Origin of the sequence: Paracoccus sp. Z118, from assembly GCF_019061185.1 — a bacterium.
Classification (GTDB): domain Bacteria; phylum Pseudomonadota; class Alphaproteobacteria; order Rhodobacterales; family Rhodobacteraceae; genus Paracoccus.
Map to the genome: position 1 here is coordinate 190,941 of NZ_JAHQZU010000003.1, position 15,591 is coordinate 206,531.

General features: G+C 68.6%; 16 protein-coding genes and 1 pseudogene. 10 read left to right on the top strand and 7 right to left on the bottom strand.

The window, feature by feature from the left end; translation table 11 throughout:
• Positions 1 to 5 precede the first annotated feature (5 nt).
• From KTN05_RS03750 to KTN05_RS03770, 5 genes are read left to right on the top strand one after another with little or no spacing between them, the layout of a single operon-like run.
• Positions 6 to 1,151, top strand: a complete 1,146-nt coding sequence (locus KTN05_RS03750; RefSeq protein ID WP_217328032.1) for an FAD-binding oxidoreductase — start codon at positions 6 to 8, stop codon at positions 1,149 to 1,151.
• Positions 1,152 to 1,156: 5 nt separating this feature from the next.
• Positions 1,157 to 1,453, top strand: coding sequence for a (2Fe-2S)-binding protein (locus KTN05_RS03755; RefSeq protein ID WP_217328033.1), 297 nt, complete (start codon positions 1,157 to 1,159; stop codon positions 1,451 to 1,453).
• Positions 1,450 to 2,859 (top strand): NAD(P)/FAD-dependent oxidoreductase, encoded by a 1,410-nt coding sequence (locus KTN05_RS18450; RefSeq protein ID WP_217328034.1) that lies wholly within the window; start codon positions 1,450 to 1,452, stop codon positions 2,857 to 2,859. The genes KTN05_RS03755 and KTN05_RS18450 overlap by 4 nt, the downstream gene beginning before the upstream one ends.
• Complete coding sequence (locus KTN05_RS03765; RefSeq protein ID WP_217328035.1) at positions 2,859 to 3,971, top strand: FAD-binding oxidoreductase; 1,113 nt, start codon at positions 2,859 to 2,861, stop codon at positions 3,969 to 3,971. The genes KTN05_RS18450 and KTN05_RS03765 overlap by 1 nt, the downstream gene beginning before the upstream one ends.
• Positions 3,972 to 3,984: 13 nt before the next feature.
• Positions 3,985 to 4,329 (top strand): RidA family protein, encoded by a 345-nt coding sequence (locus KTN05_RS03770; RefSeq protein WP_217328036.1) that lies wholly within the window; start codon positions 3,985 to 3,987, stop codon positions 4,327 to 4,329.
• 71 nt (positions 4,330 to 4,400) lie between these two features.
• On the opposite strand, the gene cysK is transcribed toward KTN05_RS03770, so the two are convergent.
• On the bottom strand, positions 4,401 to 5,471 hold the full coding sequence (gene cysK / locus KTN05_RS03775) for a cysteine synthase A (protein ID WP_217328037.1): 1,071 nt from the start codon (positions 5,469 to 5,471) through the stop codon (positions 4,401 to 4,403).
• Positions 5,472 to 5,893: 422 nt separating this feature from the next.
• Here cysK and KTN05_RS03780 point away from each other — a divergent pair, with 422 nt between their 5' ends.
• The 3 genes from KTN05_RS03780 to proX all read left to right on the top strand — a co-directional run bounded on the left by KTN05_RS03780 (position 5,894) and on the right by proX (position 9,156).
• Positions 5,894 to 7,147, top strand: a complete 1,254-nt coding sequence (locus KTN05_RS03780; RefSeq protein WP_217328038.1) for a glycine betaine/L-proline ABC transporter ATP-binding protein — start codon at positions 5,894 to 5,896, stop codon at positions 7,145 to 7,147.
• Positions 7,131 to 8,063 carry a proline/glycine betaine ABC transporter permease gene (locus KTN05_RS03785; protein WP_217328039.1) on the top strand — a complete coding sequence of 311 codons (933 nt, stop codon included), beginning with the start codon at positions 7,131 to 7,133 and terminating at the stop codon, positions 8,061 to 8,063. The genes KTN05_RS03780 and KTN05_RS03785 overlap by 17 nt, the downstream gene beginning before the upstream one ends.
• 70 nt (positions 8,064 to 8,133) lie before the next feature.
• On the top strand, positions 8,134 to 9,156 hold the full coding sequence (gene proX, locus KTN05_RS03790; protein ID WP_217328040.1) for a glycine betaine/L-proline ABC transporter substrate-binding protein ProX: 1,023 nt from the start codon (positions 8,134 to 8,136) through the stop codon (positions 9,154 to 9,156).
• 128 nt (positions 9,157 to 9,284) lie between these two features.
• On the opposite strand, the gene KTN05_RS03795 is transcribed toward proX, so the two are convergent.
• From KTN05_RS03795 to KTN05_RS03810, 4 genes and pseudogenes are all read right to left on the bottom strand, one after another.
• Positions 9,285 to 10,634: a sorbosone dehydrogenase family protein gene (locus KTN05_RS03795; RefSeq protein WP_217328041.1), complete on the bottom strand. Its 1,350-nt coding sequence runs from the start codon at positions 10,632 to 10,634 to the stop codon at positions 9,285 to 9,287.
• 676 nt (positions 10,635 to 11,310) lie between these two features.
• Positions 11,311 to 11,502 (bottom strand): annotated as a pseudogene (locus KTN05_RS03800) (transposase); the annotation flags it as partial.
• Complete coding sequence (locus KTN05_RS03805) at positions 11,499 to 11,798, bottom strand: hypothetical protein (RefSeq protein ID WP_217328043.1); 300 nt, start codon at positions 11,796 to 11,798, stop codon at positions 11,499 to 11,501. The pseudogene KTN05_RS03800 and the gene KTN05_RS03805, both read right to left, overlap by 4 nt.
• Positions 11,799 to 11,862: 64 nt before the next feature.
• Entirely contained in the window at positions 11,863 to 12,114 is a 252-nt protein-coding gene (locus KTN05_RS03810; protein ID WP_217328044.1) for a hypothetical protein, read from the bottom strand.
• Between the two features lie 36 nt (positions 12,115 to 12,150).
• Between KTN05_RS03810 and KTN05_RS03815 the strand changes: the two genes are divergently transcribed.
• Positions 12,151 to 12,777, top strand: coding sequence for a LysE/ArgO family amino acid transporter (locus KTN05_RS03815; protein ID WP_217328045.1), 627 nt, complete (start codon positions 12,151 to 12,153; stop codon positions 12,775 to 12,777).
• Positions 12,778 to 12,821: 44 nt separating this feature from the next.
• The gene (locus KTN05_RS03820) at positions 12,822 to 13,766 is read left to right on the top strand and encodes a DMT family transporter (RefSeq protein WP_256449479.1); all 945 of its coding nucleotides are present in this window, start codon (positions 12,822 to 12,824) and stop codon (positions 13,764 to 13,766) included.
• On the opposite strand, the gene KTN05_RS03825 is transcribed toward KTN05_RS03820, so the two are convergent.
• Both KTN05_RS03825 and choW read right to left on the bottom strand, forming a co-directional pair.
• Entirely contained in the window at positions 13,720 to 14,742 is a 1,023-nt protein-coding gene (locus tag KTN05_RS03825) for a glycine betaine/L-proline ABC transporter ATP-binding protein (RefSeq protein ID WP_217328046.1), read from the bottom strand. The two genes, KTN05_RS03820 and KTN05_RS03825, sit on opposite strands and share 47 nt — an antisense overlap.
• Positions 14,739 to 15,587, bottom strand: a complete 849-nt coding sequence (choW, locus tag KTN05_RS03830; protein WP_217328047.1) for a choline ABC transporter permease subunit — start codon at positions 15,585 to 15,587, stop codon at positions 14,739 to 14,741. The genes KTN05_RS03825 and choW overlap by 4 nt, the downstream gene beginning before the upstream one ends.
• Positions 15,588 to 15,591: the final 4 nt, after the last annotated feature.

Sequence of the window (15,591 nt, forward strand, 5' to 3'; positions counted from 1 at the left end):
GCGCCATGGCACAGGTTCATGATGTCGCTGTCGTCGGCGGCGGGTTGCTCGGCGCATCGATCGCCTGGGGTCTGGCGCGGCTTGGCCAGAAGGTCGTCGTGCTGGACGAGGGCGACGCCGTCCGCCGCGCCAGCCGCGCGAATTTCGCGCTGGTCTGGGTGCAGGGGAAGGGCGCGGGGATGCCGCCCTATGCAAACTGGTCGGTCGAGGCTTCGCGCCAGTGGCCCGGCTTCGCCGAGGCGCTGGAGGAGCAGACCGGCCTCGACGTCCATTACCAGCGGCCCGGCGGGTTCCACATCTGCCTGAACGAGGATGAACTCGCCGCCCGGCAGCGGGTCGTCGAAGGGATGTATGCCCAGGGCGCCCCGGAAGGCTACGGGCTGGAGATGACCAGCCGCGAGGATCTGGAAAAGGCCCTGCCCGAGATCGGGCCCGAGGTCGTCGGGGCCAGCTACAGCCCCCATGACGGGCATGTGAACTCGCTGCGCACCTTCCGCGCGCTGCATGAAGGGCTGCGGGCGTTCGGCGCCGACTACCGCCCCGACCACATGGTTGACGCGATCGAGCCGCAGCCGGGCGGCGGGTTCGTCCTGCATACCGAGCAGGGGCGGGTGGAGGCGGCCAAGGTGGTCCTCGCCGCCGGAAACGGCAACGAGCGGCTGGCGCCCCATGTCGGGCTGTTCGCCCCGATGATGCCGACGCGCGGCCAGATCATCGTGACCGAGCGCGTCAGGCCGTTCCTGCACTATCCGCTCGGCACCCTGCGCCAGACCGACGAGGGCACGGTGATGATCGGCGACAGCAAGGAGGACGTGCTGGACGACGGCGAGACCCGCGTGCCGGTCAGCACCGTCATGGCCGACCGCGCCCGCCGCACCTTCCCGCTGCTGAACCGGCTCAACGTCGTGCGGACCTGGTCGGGCATCCGGGTGATGACCCGAGACGGCTTTCCGGTCTACGACCAGTCGGCCAGCGCCCCTGGCGCCTTCGTCGCCTGCTGCCATTCCGGCGTGACGCTCGCCTCCATGCACGCGCTGGACCTCGCCCGCCGGATCAGGGACGGCGGGCTGGGCGGCGCGCTCGCCCCGTTCTCGGCCCGGCGCTTCGCCGACGCTCCTGAAACCCTGCTCAACTCGGATGCAGCCGCATGACACCCATGTTCTCACATATTCCGGCGGACCAGCGGCCGACGCTGGAGATTTTCGTGGACGGGCAGAGCGTCCGCGCGCGGCGGGGCGACACGGTGTCGGCGGCGCTGCTGGCCTCGGGGCTGGACGTGCGGCGCGACAGCGCGGTGTCGGGCGTGCCGCGGCTGCCCTATTGCATGATGGGCGTCTGCTTCGAATGCCTCGTGACCATCGACGGCGTGGGCAACCGGCAGGGCTGCCTGATCCCGGTCGCGCCGGGGATGCGGGTCGAGATCCAGCGCGGCAAGAGGGAGCTTGGGAAATGAGCGTTCTGCGTTCGGACAATTACGATCTGGTCGTCGTCGGCGCCGGTCCCGCCGGGATCGCTGCGGCGGCTGCGGCAGCGAAGGCCGGTGCGACCACGCTGCTTCTGGACGAGAACGCCGGTCCCGGCGGGCAGGTCTGGCGCGGCCTGACCTCGACCCCCCTGACCAACCGGGACATGCTGGGCAAGGACTTCTGGGACGGTCAGCTCGAACTGGAAAAGCTGCGTTCCAGCGGGGCCGAGGTGCTTCAGCGCGCGACGGTCTGGAGCATCGATCCCTCGCTTCAGGTCGGCATCTCGCATGGCGGCGCTTCGCGGATCGTGCAGGCGCGCAGGATCGTCATCGCCACCGGCGCGATGGAGCGGCCGTTCCCCATTCCGGGCTGGACGCTGCCCGGCGTGATGACGGCGGGCGCGGCGCAGACGATGCTGAAATCCTCGGGACTGGTGCCGTCCGAGCCGACGGTCATCGCCGGTCAGGGGCCGCTGCTGTGGCTGCTGGCCGGGCAGATACTTCGGATGGGCGGGCGCATCGACGTGATGCTGGACACGACGCCCAAAGGGGCGTTCGCCGCCGCGCTGCCCAAGGCCTTCGGTTTCCTGACCACCCCCTATTTCCGCAAGGGGCTGAAGATGCTGCGCGAGGTGCGGTCCAAGGTCCGCATCATCAAGCATGTCACCCGGATCGAGGCGCAAGGCGACGGGCAGCTTGAGCGCGTCGTCTGGGAGACCGCCGGAGGCAAGCGCGGCGAGATGGCAAGCCGCCTTCTGCTGCTGCATCAGGGCGTGGTGCCGAACGTCAACCTCGCCATGTCCACGGGCGCGGCGCATGACTGGGATGGTCTGCAACTCTGCTGGCGGCCCCGGCTGGACGATGACGGGCAGACGACCGTGCCCGGCATCTATGTCGCGGGCGACGGGGCCGGGATCGGCGGCGTCGGCGTGGCGCTGGCGCGGGGCCGGGTCGCCGCCCGTGCCGCGCTGACCTCACTGGGCAAAAGCGGGCAGGATGCGGACCTTTCCGCCGCCCGCGCCGAGCTTGCCAAGGCCAATCGCGGGCGCGAGTTCCTCGACCTGCTCTACAAGCCCGCCGAGCAGTTCCGCATTCCCGAAGGCGACACCATCGTCTGCCGCTGCGAGGAGGTGCGCGCCAGCGACATCCGGTCAGCCGTGGATATCGGGGCGTCGGGGCCGAACCAGCTCAAGGCCTATCTGCGGACCGGCATGGGGCCGTGTCAGGGGCGGCTATGCGGGCTGACCGTGACGGAACTGATGGCCAAGGCGCGGGGCACCACGCCCGAGCAGATCGGCTATTACCGCCTGCGCGCGCCCGTCAAGCCGCTGACGCTGAGCGAACTGGCCGATCTGCCGATGGAGCCGGAAGCGGTCAAGGCGGTCGTGCGCTGATGATCCGGCGCGACGCCCTCATCATCGGCGGCGGCATCCACGGCTGCGCGACGGCGCTGAACCTGCGCCATGCGGGGGCGAGCGTCACGCTGTTCGAAAAGGACTATGCCGGCCGCCACGCCTCGGGCGTCAACGCGGGCGGGGTGCGGATGCTGTCGCGGCACGTCGCGGAAATCCCGCTGTCGCTGCGCTCGATGGAGATATGGGAGCGGATCGGGGACGTGGTGGGCGACGACTGCGCGCTGGACTGCCACGGGCAGGTGCTGGTCGCGGAGACCGACAGCGACTTCGAGGATTGCAAGGCCCGCGTGGCGGAGCTGAACGCGCTCGGCTTCACGCATGAGGAACTTCTGAGCGCCGCCGAAATCCGCGCGATCCTGCCTGCCGTGGCCGAGACCTGCCGGGGCGGCATCATCTCTCGCCGCGACGGGGCCGCGCAGCCCGCGAGGGCGACGACCGCCTTCCGCCGCAAGGCCGGGGAACTTGGCGCCGATATCCGCGAGGGCGTCGCCGCCGGGATGCCGCGCTTTGAACGCGGCCTCTGGCATGTCGAGGCGGGGGGCGAGGAGTTCGCCGCGCCCAATCTCGTCATCGCCGCCGGGGCTTGGGCAGGGCGCATCGCCGCGCATCTGGGCGATCCGATTCCGATGGAGCCGGTCGCGCCGATGCTGATGATCACCTCGCGCGTGCCGCATTTCATCGATCCGGTGGTGATCCTGCGCTCGCGCATCCTGTCATTCAAGCAGTTCCCCAACGGCACGCTGCTGATCGGCGGCGGGCATCTGGGCAAGGCCGATCTGGATACCAACGGAACCGTGCTGGACTGGAACAAGCTTCAGACCAGCGCCCGCACCGTGTCCGAACTGTTCCCGGTCATGCGCAATGCCACCATCGTCCGCGCCTGGGCGGGGATCGAGGGCAAGCTGTCCGACGATCTGCCCGTGGTCGGGCCCAGCCCGCGCCACAAGGGGCTGTTCTATCAATGCGGCTTTTCGCTGCATGGTTTCCAGCTTGGCCCCGCCGCCGGTGCGGTGATGGCCGAGCTGGTGACGGAGGGGCGCACGCCCACCGATATCTCGGGCCTTTCGATGGCCCGTTTCAACGCCAGCTAGAAAGGGCATTCCAATGGCAATCAAACGCGACATCCGCACCCCGATCATGCACCGCGCCGTCACGGCGGGGAACCTCGTCTTCGTCGGCGGCTGCGTGGCCGACGACACCTCGGCGTCGATGGGCGATCAGACGCGGAACATCCTCAAGAAGATCGGGGAATATCTGGAGCAGGCCGGTTCCGGGCTGGACCGGGTGGTGACGGCGACGATCTTCGTCACCGACCTGTCGAAGAAGAAGGAAATGGACGCCGTCTGGACCGAGGTGTTCGGCGACAACCTGCCCGCCCGCGCCACGGTCGGCGTCAACGACCTGGGCGGCGGCGCGATGATCGAGGTCGTGACGACCGCGCAGCTCTGATCCGACGGATCGCGTGACAGGAACGGCCCGGCACCCAGCCGGGCCGTTCCGTTTTTCGCGGCCGCCGCGTCTCAGCCCATCTGCCCCGAGGGGGTGGAGCGCGAGATCGCCAGCTCCTCCTCGGTCATGTCCTCACCGATCCCCTCGAACAGCGGCGTCGAAAGATAACGCTCGCCCGTGTCGGGCAACATCACCAGCAGGACCGAGCCTTCCGGCGCCGCCTCCGCCACCTTCATCGCCGCAGCGAAGGTCGCCCCCGACGAGATGCCGCAGAAGATGCCTTCCTCGGCGGCCAGCCGTTTCGTCCAGGCGATGCCTTCGGGGCCCGGAACCGTCACGAGGTCGTCGTAGAGCTTGCGGTCCATCGCTTCCTGCAGGACGTAGGGGATGAAGTCCGGCGTCCAGCCCTGGATCGGGTGCGGCTGGAAGGACGGGTGGCTTTCGGTCGCCTGATGCGCCTCGTTCCGGGTGTTGACGTAGCCAGAGGACACCAGCGCCGCGTTCGCGGGCTCGGCCAGGATGATCCGGGTGTCGGGCCGCTCGCGCCGCAGCGCGCGGCCGACGCCGGTGACGGTGCCGCCCGTGCCATAGCCGGTGATGAAATAGTCCAGCCGCTCGCCGTCGAAATCGGCCAGCACCTCGCGCCCGGTCGTCGCCTCGTGAATGTCGGCATTGGCGGGCGATTCGAACTGGCTGGCGAGGAACCAGCCATTCGCCTCGGCCAGCTCCTTCGCCTTGACATACATGCCGTAGCCCTTTTCCGCGCGGGGGGTCAGCACGACCTTGGCGCCCAGGAACCGCATCAGCCGCCGCCGCTCGACCGAGAAGCTTTCGGCCATGGTGACGACCAGCGGATAACCCTTGGCGGCGCAGACCATCGCCAGCCCGATGCCGGTATTGCCCGAGGTCGCCTCGACCACCGTATCGCCCGGTTTTAGACGTCCGTCACGCTCGGCCGCCTCGATGATCCCCAGCGCGAGCCGGTCCTTGACCGATCCGGCGGGGTTCGCGGCCTCGAACTTGACGTAGGCGGTGACATGGGGCGGGGCGATCCGGTTGATGCGGATTGCCGGCGTGTCGCCTACGGTATCGACGATGCTGTCGTAACGGCGGCCCCGCCCGTTGGTGGTTCTGGTTGCCATGATCTCCTCCCTCTGGATGTCGCTGCGCCTGCAGGTCGGCGGATGCGCCGGATGATACGGCAAGGCCGCCGCGCCGGCTACCGGATGGACGGTTTCCGGTTCTCGCCGGATTGTCCATCATGCGCGGCCGAACGGGTGTCGGTTTCTCACGAAATCAGGGCGCTCCGCGCCCCGCCAGCTTTGGAAAAGTCGGACGAATCCGCCCCCGGAGGTTGCAAAATCCCTGCAAGTGGTTGTTTTTTGCGGCCCGCGACTGTAAGTAGCACCCCATTCGCAGGTCTCGGACGCCCTTTCCTGAGGTGTCCTGCCCGCTCGTGATCAATGCGATCTCTGGGTATAGCCGCCCTTCGGGTGCGGGGCCTTCATTCATGCGCGGTCGGCATCTTCGCCGGCCTGCGATCAGGGTATGAAGACGGAGTCACATGCAAACGTCAAAACTGGCGATAAGCCATGTCTACAAGATATTCGGCAGCGATGACGCCGCCGCGCTCGGTCTGCTGCGACAAGGCAGAAGCAAGCAGGACATCCTCGCCGAAACCGGCGCCACCGTCGGGGTGCAGGACGCATCCTTCGAGGTCGAGGAGGGCGAGATTTTCGTCGTCATGGGCCTGTCCGGGTCGGGCAAATCGACGCTCGTGCGGACGCTCAACGGGCTGATCCCGCCCACGGCGGGGCAGATCCTCATCGACGGCGAGGATGTCGCGCAGGCCGACCCGGCCGCGCTGCGCCGCATCCGGCGCGAGAAGATTTCCATGATCTTTCAGCATTTCGCCCTTTTCCCGCACTGGAGCGTGGCCGAGAACGTCGCCTACAGCCTCAAGATCACCGGCATGCCGCGTGACGAGCGGCGCGCCCGCGCCCTTGAGGTGCTGGAGCAGGTCGGGCTTGCGCCCTGGGCCGACAGCCTTCCCTCGGACCTGTCCGGCGGGATGCAGCAGCGTGTCGGCCTTGCGCGCGGGCTCGCCGCCGATCCCGACATCCTGCTGATGGACGAGCCGTTCGGGGCGCTGGACCCGCTGATCCGGCGCGAGATGCAGATGGAACTGCTGAACCTTCAGCAGAAGCTGAAGAAGACCATCGTCTTCATCACCCACGACCTGAACGAGGCGCTGCTGCTGGGCTCGCGCATCGCCATCATGAAGGACGGCCGCATCGTCCAGATCGGCACCGCGCAGGAGATCGTGACCGCGCCCGCCGATGATTACGTCGCCGCATTCGTCGCCGACATCGACCGGGGCCGCGTCTTCACCGCCGACCACGTGTCCAACAAGCCGGTGACGATCCAGCTTCGCCAGACCAGCGTGCGCGACGCGCTGCGGATGATGGAGCAGGGCGGCAGCAACGCGCTTTACGTCATGGATGGCGAGCGGGTGGCCGGCGTGGTGACCTATCAGGACCTCGCCGCCTGCGAGATGGACAAGTCCACGCCCCCGCCGACCTTGCAGGGCGCGCTGATCACCGATTTTCCCACGGCGGACACCACGACCAGCCTCAGCGATCTTTACGGCGCCGCCGGGTCCGGCCTGCCCATCGCCGTCACGGACGAGCGCGAGCGGCTGCTGGCCGTGGTCGAGCCGTCCGACGTGCTGAACCACCTGTCCGGCGAGCCGGCGGCCGAGCTTGCCGCCATCCCCGCCACCAACGGAAAGGAGCAAGCCCATGTTCAGTCCCGCTGATCTTGCGACACTGCCCTTCGACGACTGGGTCAACGCGTTCGTGCGCGGCTGGCTGGTCCCGAACTTCCGTCCCGTCTTCCGCGCCGCGCAGGTGCCCATCAGCATGGTGCTGGACTGGCTGGACGCGCTGTTCAACTGGCTGCCGATGCTGCTGACGACGGCGCTGTTCGGGGCGGCCGCATGGAAGACCGCCGGGCGCGGCATGGCGATCTTCACGCTGCTTGGCTTCGCGTTCATCGACATGATCGGCCTCTGGCCTGAAACCATGACGACGCTGGCGATGATCATCACCTCGGTCCTGTTCTGCGCGGTGATCGGGATTCCCGCAGGCATTCTCGCCGCCCGTTCGGACCTGTTCTGGCGCATCGTGCGGCCGATCCTGGACGTGATGCAGACGATTCCGTCCTTCGTCTATCTGGTGCCCATCGTGATGCTGTTCGGCGTCGGCATGGCGCCGGGGATCATCGCCACCATCGTCTTCGCGCTGCCGCCCATCGTGCGGCTGACCAATCTGGGCATCCGCAACGTGCGCGGCGACCTGATCGAGGCGGCGGACGCCTTCGGTTCGACCGGCTGGCAGACGCTCTGGGACCTGCAATTGCCGCTGGCGATGCGGACGATCATGGCGGGCCTGAACCAGACGCTGATGCTGTCGCTGTCGATGGTCGTCATCGCGGCGCTGATCGGGGCAGGGGGCCTGGGGCTGATCGTCAACACCGGCCTCGGCCGGATGGATGTCGGGCAGGCGACCGCCGGCGGCGCGGCCATTGTGATCCTCGCCATCGTGCTGGACCGCATCACGCAGGGCCTCGCCGAGCAGAACGGCGTCAGCCGCGCCCCGCTTCGGCAGACGCTGGCGAACTTCCTCCGCCTGCGCGGCAGCGCCGCGCCGGTGGGGGCCCAGAAGGCGGGCTGAACCGCCCGTTCCGCATGGCGAGCCGGTGTTCGGCCCGTCCATTTGAACTGAAAAGAAGAAGGAGACCCGGATGAAACCCCGTCTCGACAAGACCCTTACCGCCCTTGCCACCATCGCGGTCCTTGCTGGCGCACCCGCGTTCGCACAGGATCAGCCCGGCGAGGGCACCTCGATCACCATGGCCCAGCCCACCTGGGACACCGGCTGGTTCCAGACCGCGATCTTCAGCCAGATGCTGGAGGAACTCGGCTACGAGGTCAGCGCGCCGATGACGCTCGACAACCCCGCCTTCTACCAGTCGGTCGGCTATGGCGACGTGACCATGTGGGTGGATGGCTGGTTCCCGATCCACGACCCCTACCGCACGGCCTTTGAAGGCACCGCCGAGATCGTGGACACCGCGGCCAGCGGCGCCGCGCTCGAAGGCTATCTGGTGGACAAGGCCAGCGCCGACGCGATGGGCATCACCTCGCTGGAGGATTTCAAGCGCGACGACGTCAAGGAAGCCTTCGACCGCGACGGCGACGGCAAGGCCGACATGGTCGCCTGCCCGCCCGGCTGGGGCTGCGAGAACGTCATCGAGCATCACCTCGACGCCTATGAGCTGCGCGACCACGTGAACCCGGTGAAGGCCGGCTATGCCGCCGCGATGGCGGATGCGGTCTCGTCCTATCAGGCGGGCGAGCCGATCCTGTTCTACACCTGGACCCCGAACTGGACCGTGAACGAACTCGTCCCCGGCGAGGACGTCGTCTGGATCGAGGTGCCCGAGGTCAGCCTGCCCGAGGAGATCGAGTCGCTCGCCGACGCCGCCACTCGCGAGGGCGTGGAGGGCTGCGTGAACGATCCCTGCCGGCTCGGCTTCCCGGCCAACAACATCGTGTCGGTCGTGAACAGCGACTTCCTCGGGGAAAACCCCGCCGTTCGCGCGCTGCTGGAAGCCGCCGAGGTTCCGCTGACCGACGTCTATGCCCAGAACGCGCAGATGAACGCGGGCGATTCCGATGTCGAGGCGCATGCCTCGGCGTGGATCACCGAAAACCGCGAGGCGGTGGACGGCTGGCTGGAGCAGGCCCGCGCCGCGGCGCAGTAATTTTCTCCGGTCACGACAAGGGGGCGGCAGGCAACTGCCGCCCCTTTTCTGTTGCGCGTGGCGGCTGCCTGACAACAACCGACGGAACAGCCCCGCCTTCCGAGGAATGGCGGGGCATGCGCGCTTTCTTATTGCGCCGCCTCGTGCGTCACCCGGTAGATTATGCCGTTGGCGTCGTCGCTGACCAGCATGGACCCGTCCGGGATGACGTGGATGCCGGTCGGGCGGCCCCAGACCTCGTTCTCGTTCAGCACGAATCCGGTCATGAAGTCCTCATAGACGCCGGTCGGCTCGCCATCCTCCATCAGGGCGCGGACCACCTTGTAGCCGGTGCGGACCTCGCGGTTCCACGACCCGCGCATCGTGGCGAAGATGCTGCCGTGATATTCCTCGGGGAACGCGTCCGCGTCATAGAGGTCGAGCTGCATCGTCGAGGAATGCGCCTGCAGCAGCACCTCGGGCAGGATCGAGTCCTCGGACAGGTCGGGCCGCTCGCCGGCATGGGCCGGGTCCTCGTTGTCGCCCGCGTAATACCACGGCCAGCCGTAGAAGCCGCCTTCCTCGATGGTGGTCAGGTAGTCGGGGGCGAGGTTCGGGCCGATATGGTCGCGCTCGTTCCCGGTGCACCACAGCGCGTCCGTGTCCGGATGCACCAGCATGCCCGAGCAGTTCCGCAGGCCGGTGGCGTAGGTCTCGACCGTATCGCCTTCGGGATCGAAGACGCGCACCACGGCGCGGTCGGTCTCGTCGCCCCAGGCGCCGCCGCGGCCGTGGGCTTCCTCCCACGCGGCGATGTCCTCGGGCGGCTCGTCCGGCATGGCGCCGGCGACGTTCGAGGCCGAGCCGATCGACACGAACAGCCGCTCGCCATCCGGCGCAACGGCCAGATCGCGGGTCCAGTGCCGCGTCGTGGGAATGTCGGGAATGATGACCTCGGCCTCGCCGGAAGCCTGCCGGTCGCCTTCGGCATAGGGATAGCGGACGACCTGGTCGGCCGCGCCGACATAGATGAACTCGGGGTTCTCCGGCGGAAAGAAGGCGATCCCGAACGGTCGGTCCAGCCCCTCGGCGAAGACCTCCGGCTCGGCCGGCGCGGCGGCGTCAGCGGCAAAGACCGACACCCGGCCTGCCTCGCTTTCGGACACGAAGATGTCGCCGTTCGGCGCGACGCGGATGACGCGGGGCTGGGTCAGGCCGGTGGCGAAGACCTCCACGGCGAAGCCCTCGGGCACCTGCGGCATCGCCCCTTCCGGCGGATCGACGAGCGTCGGCGCGTTCTCGAAATCGGGCGTTTCGGGGTCGTTCTCGTGATGGCTGGGCGGCGGCAGATCCGCCGCGGTGATGTGGCGGCGGATGCCGGGGCTGTCGTTCTCGGCGCTGCCGAAGGCGGCCTCGCCGGTCAGGACTTCCTGTGCATGGACGGGCGCCGCCAGCAGAAGGGCGGCGGGCAGGCCGGTCAGGATCGTCGATGCGCGCATGGTTCTCCTCCCACGGTGCCCCATCAACCACCAGTGGCGAAAGGGCCGGGGGTGTAACCGGGTCTGGACCGGGAAGTTCCGCGGCGGGTGGTGCTGCGTTGCCGCTTGGCGCCGCTCGGGACGCAGCCATGGCTGGATGGAAGCCGGCGGAGCGAAGTAGAGATGAGTGGCTTGCTGGCGGAGACGAAGGAAGATGAACAAGAGGCTCAGCGATTGTCAAAGCATCTCAACTGGGCTCATCATGAGCCTTGCCGATGCGGCCGAAAAACCGGGGAATTGGCCAGACACTACAACGATGATCGACCCCATCGCGCCATTGGCTACAACGTCCCGAGCGCGCTGCACTTCCCCGACGGCGTCACCAGCCCGCCGTCGTGACAGAGTCGGAAAACTCCAGTTTCCTGCGGTCCAAAGTTGGTAGGCAGAGCAATAACCAAAGGGCTCCGGTCGCGGCTGGATGAAGGACCAGTGGCAGGTCAGGATCGCAGGCCTATCAATAAGGAACCGGGGACAGCCCCGCCGCCCCGGTCCATGATCGCCGCGCCTGTCGTCATGACGAAGGCAAGCTGCGCAATGACGGTAGGACACTACTGTCTTGCCCGGTGCGTCGGGGCTGTTTCCCAACGGCGCGCCGCCTTTCGCTCACAGCAGCGGCGGGGAATGCTAGGGCCGAGACTCATAACCACAAAGCCACGATAGCGGCGAGAGCAATGGCGGCGGCGTAAGTGCATGCCAGTTTGTCGTATCGGGTGGCGACGCGTCTGAAGTCCTTGATGCGGCAGAAGGCACGTTCGACGAGGTTTCTGCGCTTGTAGGGTTCGGCATCGAATGGATGCAGGCGGATGCGGCGCGGTCCGTTCGGGATCACCGGCCGTCGCGCGTTTCCACCGGCAGATTGAGTAGCACGGCGAGCGCCGAGGTGGCGCTGACAGCCACCACCAGCCCCGGAAAGCGCGGCCATGCGCGGCGCAGGGCCGCGATCAGCACCATCGTCAGCAGGCCGGTCGCGAGGCTCGCCGGATGGATGATGTCCCGCGCCTCCCACAGCACGGCGATCTTGGGGAGGAACGCGGCGGGCGCCTCGACCGTCATGCCCGACAGGTCCGCGACCTGGTTGGCGGCGATGGTGAAGCCGTTGATGACCGGCTCGGGGACGTATTCCACCAGCCCCCCGGTCGCATCAGCCCGGCGGCGATCAGGATGAGGCTGGCGAGCCGCGTGGCGAGGATCAGCCCGTCAGCCCGTGGGTCGCGACCACCCCGGCGACGACGACGATGAACGCCCCGGTCACACCGCCGATCTGCACGCTGTTGCCGCCGAGCGTAGCAAGCAGGAATATCGCGACGATGGCCGTGAGCAGCCCGGCGCCGGGCGGCACGCGCGAGGCGATCACGCCCGCGATGGCATCGGCAACGAAGTCATCCCGCCGAAAGCCGCGCAATGTCGTCAGAATCTTCGGTTTCATGATGGCGTGAAGCATGGCACATGGGCCGGGCCCTCGCAGACGGCGGAACCCATGCCTCTTCTCGCCCCCGGCCTTTCGCCCACGACATTCCTTGCCGGAATGGGCACGGGCCTGTCGCTGATCGTCGCCATCGGGGCGCAGAACGCCTTCGTGCTGAAGCAGGGCCTGAGGCGGCAGCATGTTTTCGCCGTCTGCCTGTTCTGCGCGCTGTCCGACGCGGTGCTGATCGCCGCCGGGGTGGCGGGGGCGGGGGCCATCGCCGCCCGCGCGCCGTGGTTCCTGTCGGCGATGCGCTGGGGCGGGGCGGCGTTCCTCGTCTGGTATGGGCTGCGCTCCTTCCGCGCCGCATGGGCCGGCGACGAGGCGCTGCGGGCGACAGGCGCGGCGGAGCCGACGCTTGCCGCGACGCTGGCCACCATCGCGGCGCTGACCTGGCTGAACCCGCATGTCTATCTGGATACCGTGGTGCTGCTGGGGGCCGTCTCGTCGGGATACGAGGACAAGGCGGCCTTCGCGCTCGGCGGGATGAGCGGCTCGGTCCTGTTCTTCTTCTCGCTCGGCTACGGGGCGCGGCTGCTCGCGCCGCTGTTCGCCCGGCCCGCGGCGTGGCGGGTGCTGGATGTCGCGGTGGGGGCGGTGATGTGGACGATCGCCGCGGCGCTGATCCTCGGGGGATGAGAGGGACGCTTGCAACCGCCGCGCGGGGGGCGCAACAGGGCGGGATGGACCTCACCGCACCGTATTCCGACCAGCAGAGCCGCGCCAACCTGATCGGGATCGGGTGGATGGTCCTGACGACCCTGTTCTTCGTCGGGGTGAACGGCATCGTGCGCTGGATCGGCGCGGACCTGCCGGCGGCGCAGTCGGCCTTTCTGCGCTTCGGCTTCGGGGTGCTGTTCCTGTTCGCGCCCCTCGCGGCGGCGCTGCGGGGCGGGTTTCCGCGCGCGACGTGGCGGCTGTTCCTGCTGCGCGGCTCGGTCCATGTCTTCGCAGTGACGCTTTGGTTCTATGCGATGGCGCGGATCACCGTGGCCGAGGTGACGGCGATCGGCTTTCTCAACCCCATCATCGTGACGGCGGGCGCGGCGCTGTTCCTGGGCGAGCGTCTGGGCTGGCGGCGCACGCTCGCCATCGCCGTGGCGCTGATCGGCGCGCTGATCGTGCTGCGGCCGGGGATGCGCGAGCTGCAGACGGGCCATCTGGCGCAGTTGGCCGCCGCCTGCTGCTTCGGCGCGTCCTATCTGGTCGCGAAACCGCTGTCGAGACTGGCGCCGCCCGCCGCGGTCGTCGCGATGCTGTCGCTGATCGTCACGGTCGGCCTCGCGCCGGTCGCGGCGCTGGTCTGGGTGCCGCCGAGCGGGGCCGAGTATGGGGCGCTGGCGGCCGCCGCGGCCTGCGGCACGGCGGCGCATTACTGCATGACCCGCGCCTTCGCCGCCGCGCCGATGACGGTCACGCAGCCGGTGACGTTCCTGCAGCTGATCTGGGCCAGCCTGCTGGGCTTCGCCGTCTTCCACGAGCCGCTGGACCCGTGGGTGCTGGTCGGCGGCGCGGTGATGATCGGCGCGATCAGCTGGATGACGTGGCGCGAGGCGCAACTGTCCTCGCGCCGCCGGATCCTCAGCAGCGCGGATCGACGAGACGGGCCAGCACTCCCGCCCGGCTGACGCGGCCCCCGCCCTGAAGCGGCAGCGCATCCGCCGCGCCGAGCGCCGCCATCACGTCGCGCGCCGGCAACTCGCGGGGCAGGGGCGTGCCGGAAGCCTCGCCCGGCTCGGCCAGATCGCCGGCGGTCAGCACCTCCATCGGGTTCATGTGGCGCACGAACGCTTCGACATAGGGCGTCGCCGGGTTCTGGATGATCTCGCGCGCGGTGCCCAGCTGGATGATCCGCCCGCCCTCCATCAGCGCGACGCGGTTGCCCAGCTTGAACGCCTCGTCCAGATCGTGGCTGACGAAGATGATCGTGCGGCGCTGGCTGGCCTGAAGCTTCAGCAGGTCGTCCTGCAACCGCGCCCGGATCAGCGGGTCGAGCGCCGAGAACGGCTCGTCCATCAGCAGGATCGGCGCCTGGGTGGCGAAGGCGCGGGCAAGGCCGACGCGCTGCTGCATCCCGCCCGACAGGTCGCTGACCGGCCGGTCGGCCCATTCCGACAGACCGACGAGGGCGAGCTGCTCGTCCACGCGCGCCCGCCGCTCGGCCTTGGGCATCCCGCCGAACTCCAGCCCCAGCCCCACATTGTCGCGCACCGTGCGCCACGGCAGCAGGCCGAATTTCTGGAACACCATCGCGACGTTCTTCAGCCGCAGATCGCGCAGGGTGCGGTCGCCGGCGCGGGTGACGCTGACCATGCCGCTATCGGTGCGGATCGCCACCTCGCCCCGGACCACGGGGGCGAGCGCGTTGACCGCCCGCAGCAGCGTGGACTTGCCCGAGCCGGACAGGCCCATCAGCACCACGGTCTCGCCCTGACCGACGGTCAGCGAGCAGTCGTGGACGCCCAGCACCTGATCGGTCGCCTCGCGGATCGGGCCGCGGTCCATGCCCTGATCCATCAGCGGCAGGGCCTTTTCCGGCGCGTCCCCGAAGACGACCGACACGCGGTCGAAGATCACCGCCGGGGGCTTTGCGGGCGCGGTCATTTCGGCCTCCTGATGCTGAGCATGCGGTCCAGCACGATCGCCACCACGACGATCACCAGCCCCGATTCGAAGCCGAGCGCGGTGTTGACGGTGTTCAGCGCCCGCACCACCGGCACCCCGAGACCGGAGGCCCCGACCAGCGCCGCGATCACCACCATGGACAGCGACAGCATGATCGTCTGGTTCAGCCCGGCCATGATCTGCGGCCGGGCGCTCGGCAATTCGACCTTCCACAGAAGCTGGCGCGGGGTGGCGCCGAAGGCGCGGCCCGCCTCGATCAGCTCGGTCGGGGTCGAGGTGATGCCCAGATGGGTCTGCCGGATCGGGGCGGGCAGCACGAAGATCACCGTCGCGATCAGCCCCGGCACCATGCCGATGCCGAAGAACACGATGGCGGGGATCAGATAGACGAAGCTCGGCAGCGTCTGCATCAGGTCCAGCACCGGCTTGATCCAGCTGTAGAGGCGCGGGCGGTGGGCGACGGCGATGCCGATCGGCACCCCGACCGCCATGCAGACGACGCCCGCCGACAGCACCAGCGTCAGCGACTGCATCGTCTCGTCCCAGTAATCCTGGTTGAGGATGAACAGCAGCCCCGCCCCGACCAGCACGCAGACCGACACCCGCCGCTGCATCACCCATGCCAGCAGCACGGCGCCGGCGGTGAACACCAGCGGATGCGGCACTTCCAGCAGGGACTGGAAGCCGTAGATCAGCCAGTCGAGCGCCCCGGCGATCACGTCGAAGATCGGCGCGGCATGGGTGCGCAGCCAGTCGAAAACCTGCCGTGCGGTCCTGCCGACCGGGATCTTGGTTTCGGTCAGCAGGTCGGTGAGGAACTCCATGAGC

Coding starts and splice junctions, on each gene's coding strand:
- KTN05_RS03750 (WP_217328032.1), top strand. CDS start 6: ATGGCACAGGTTCATGATGTCGCTGTCGTCGGCGGCGGGTTGCTCGGC.
- KTN05_RS03755 (WP_217328033.1), top strand. CDS start 1,157: ATGTTCTCACATATTCCGGCGGACCAGCGGCCGACGCTGGAGATTTTC.
- KTN05_RS18450 (WP_217328034.1), top strand. CDS start 1,450: ATGAGCGTTCTGCGTTCGGACAATTACGATCTGGTCGTCGTCGGCGCC.
- KTN05_RS03765 (WP_217328035.1), top strand. CDS start 2,859: ATGATCCGGCGCGACGCCCTCATCATCGGCGGCGGCATCCACGGCTGC.
- KTN05_RS03770 (WP_217328036.1), top strand. CDS start 3,985: ATGGCAATCAAACGCGACATCCGCACCCCGATCATGCACCGCGCCGTC.
- cysK (WP_217328037.1), bottom strand. CDS start 5,471: ATGGCAACCAGAACCACCAACGGGCGGGGCCGCCGTTACGACAGCATC.
- KTN05_RS03780 (WP_217328038.1), top strand. CDS start 5,894: ATGCAAACGTCAAAACTGGCGATAAGCCATGTCTACAAGATATTCGGC.
- KTN05_RS03785 (WP_217328039.1), top strand. CDS start 7,131: ATGTTCAGTCCCGCTGATCTTGCGACACTGCCCTTCGACGACTGGGTC.
- proX (WP_217328040.1), top strand. CDS start 8,134: ATGAAACCCCGTCTCGACAAGACCCTTACCGCCCTTGCCACCATCGCG.
- KTN05_RS03795 (WP_217328041.1), bottom strand. CDS start 10,634: ATGCGCGCATCGACGATCCTGACCGGCCTGCCCGCCGCCCTTCTGCTG.
- KTN05_RS03810 (WP_217328044.1), bottom strand. CDS start 12,114: ATGCTTCACGCCATCATGAAACCGAAGATTCTGACGACATTGCGCGGC.
- KTN05_RS03815 (WP_217328045.1), top strand. CDS start 12,151: ATGCCTCTTCTCGCCCCCGGCCTTTCGCCCACGACATTCCTTGCCGGA.
- KTN05_RS03820 (WP_256449479.1), top strand. CDS start 12,822: ATGGACCTCACCGCACCGTATTCCGACCAGCAGAGCCGCGCCAACCTG.
- KTN05_RS03825 (WP_217328046.1), bottom strand. CDS start 14,742: ATGACCGCGCCCGCAAAGCCCCCGGCGGTGATCTTCGACCGCGTGTCG.
- choW (WP_217328047.1), bottom strand. CDS start 15,587: ATGGAGTTCCTCACCGACCTGCTGACCGAAACCAAGATCCCGGTCGGC.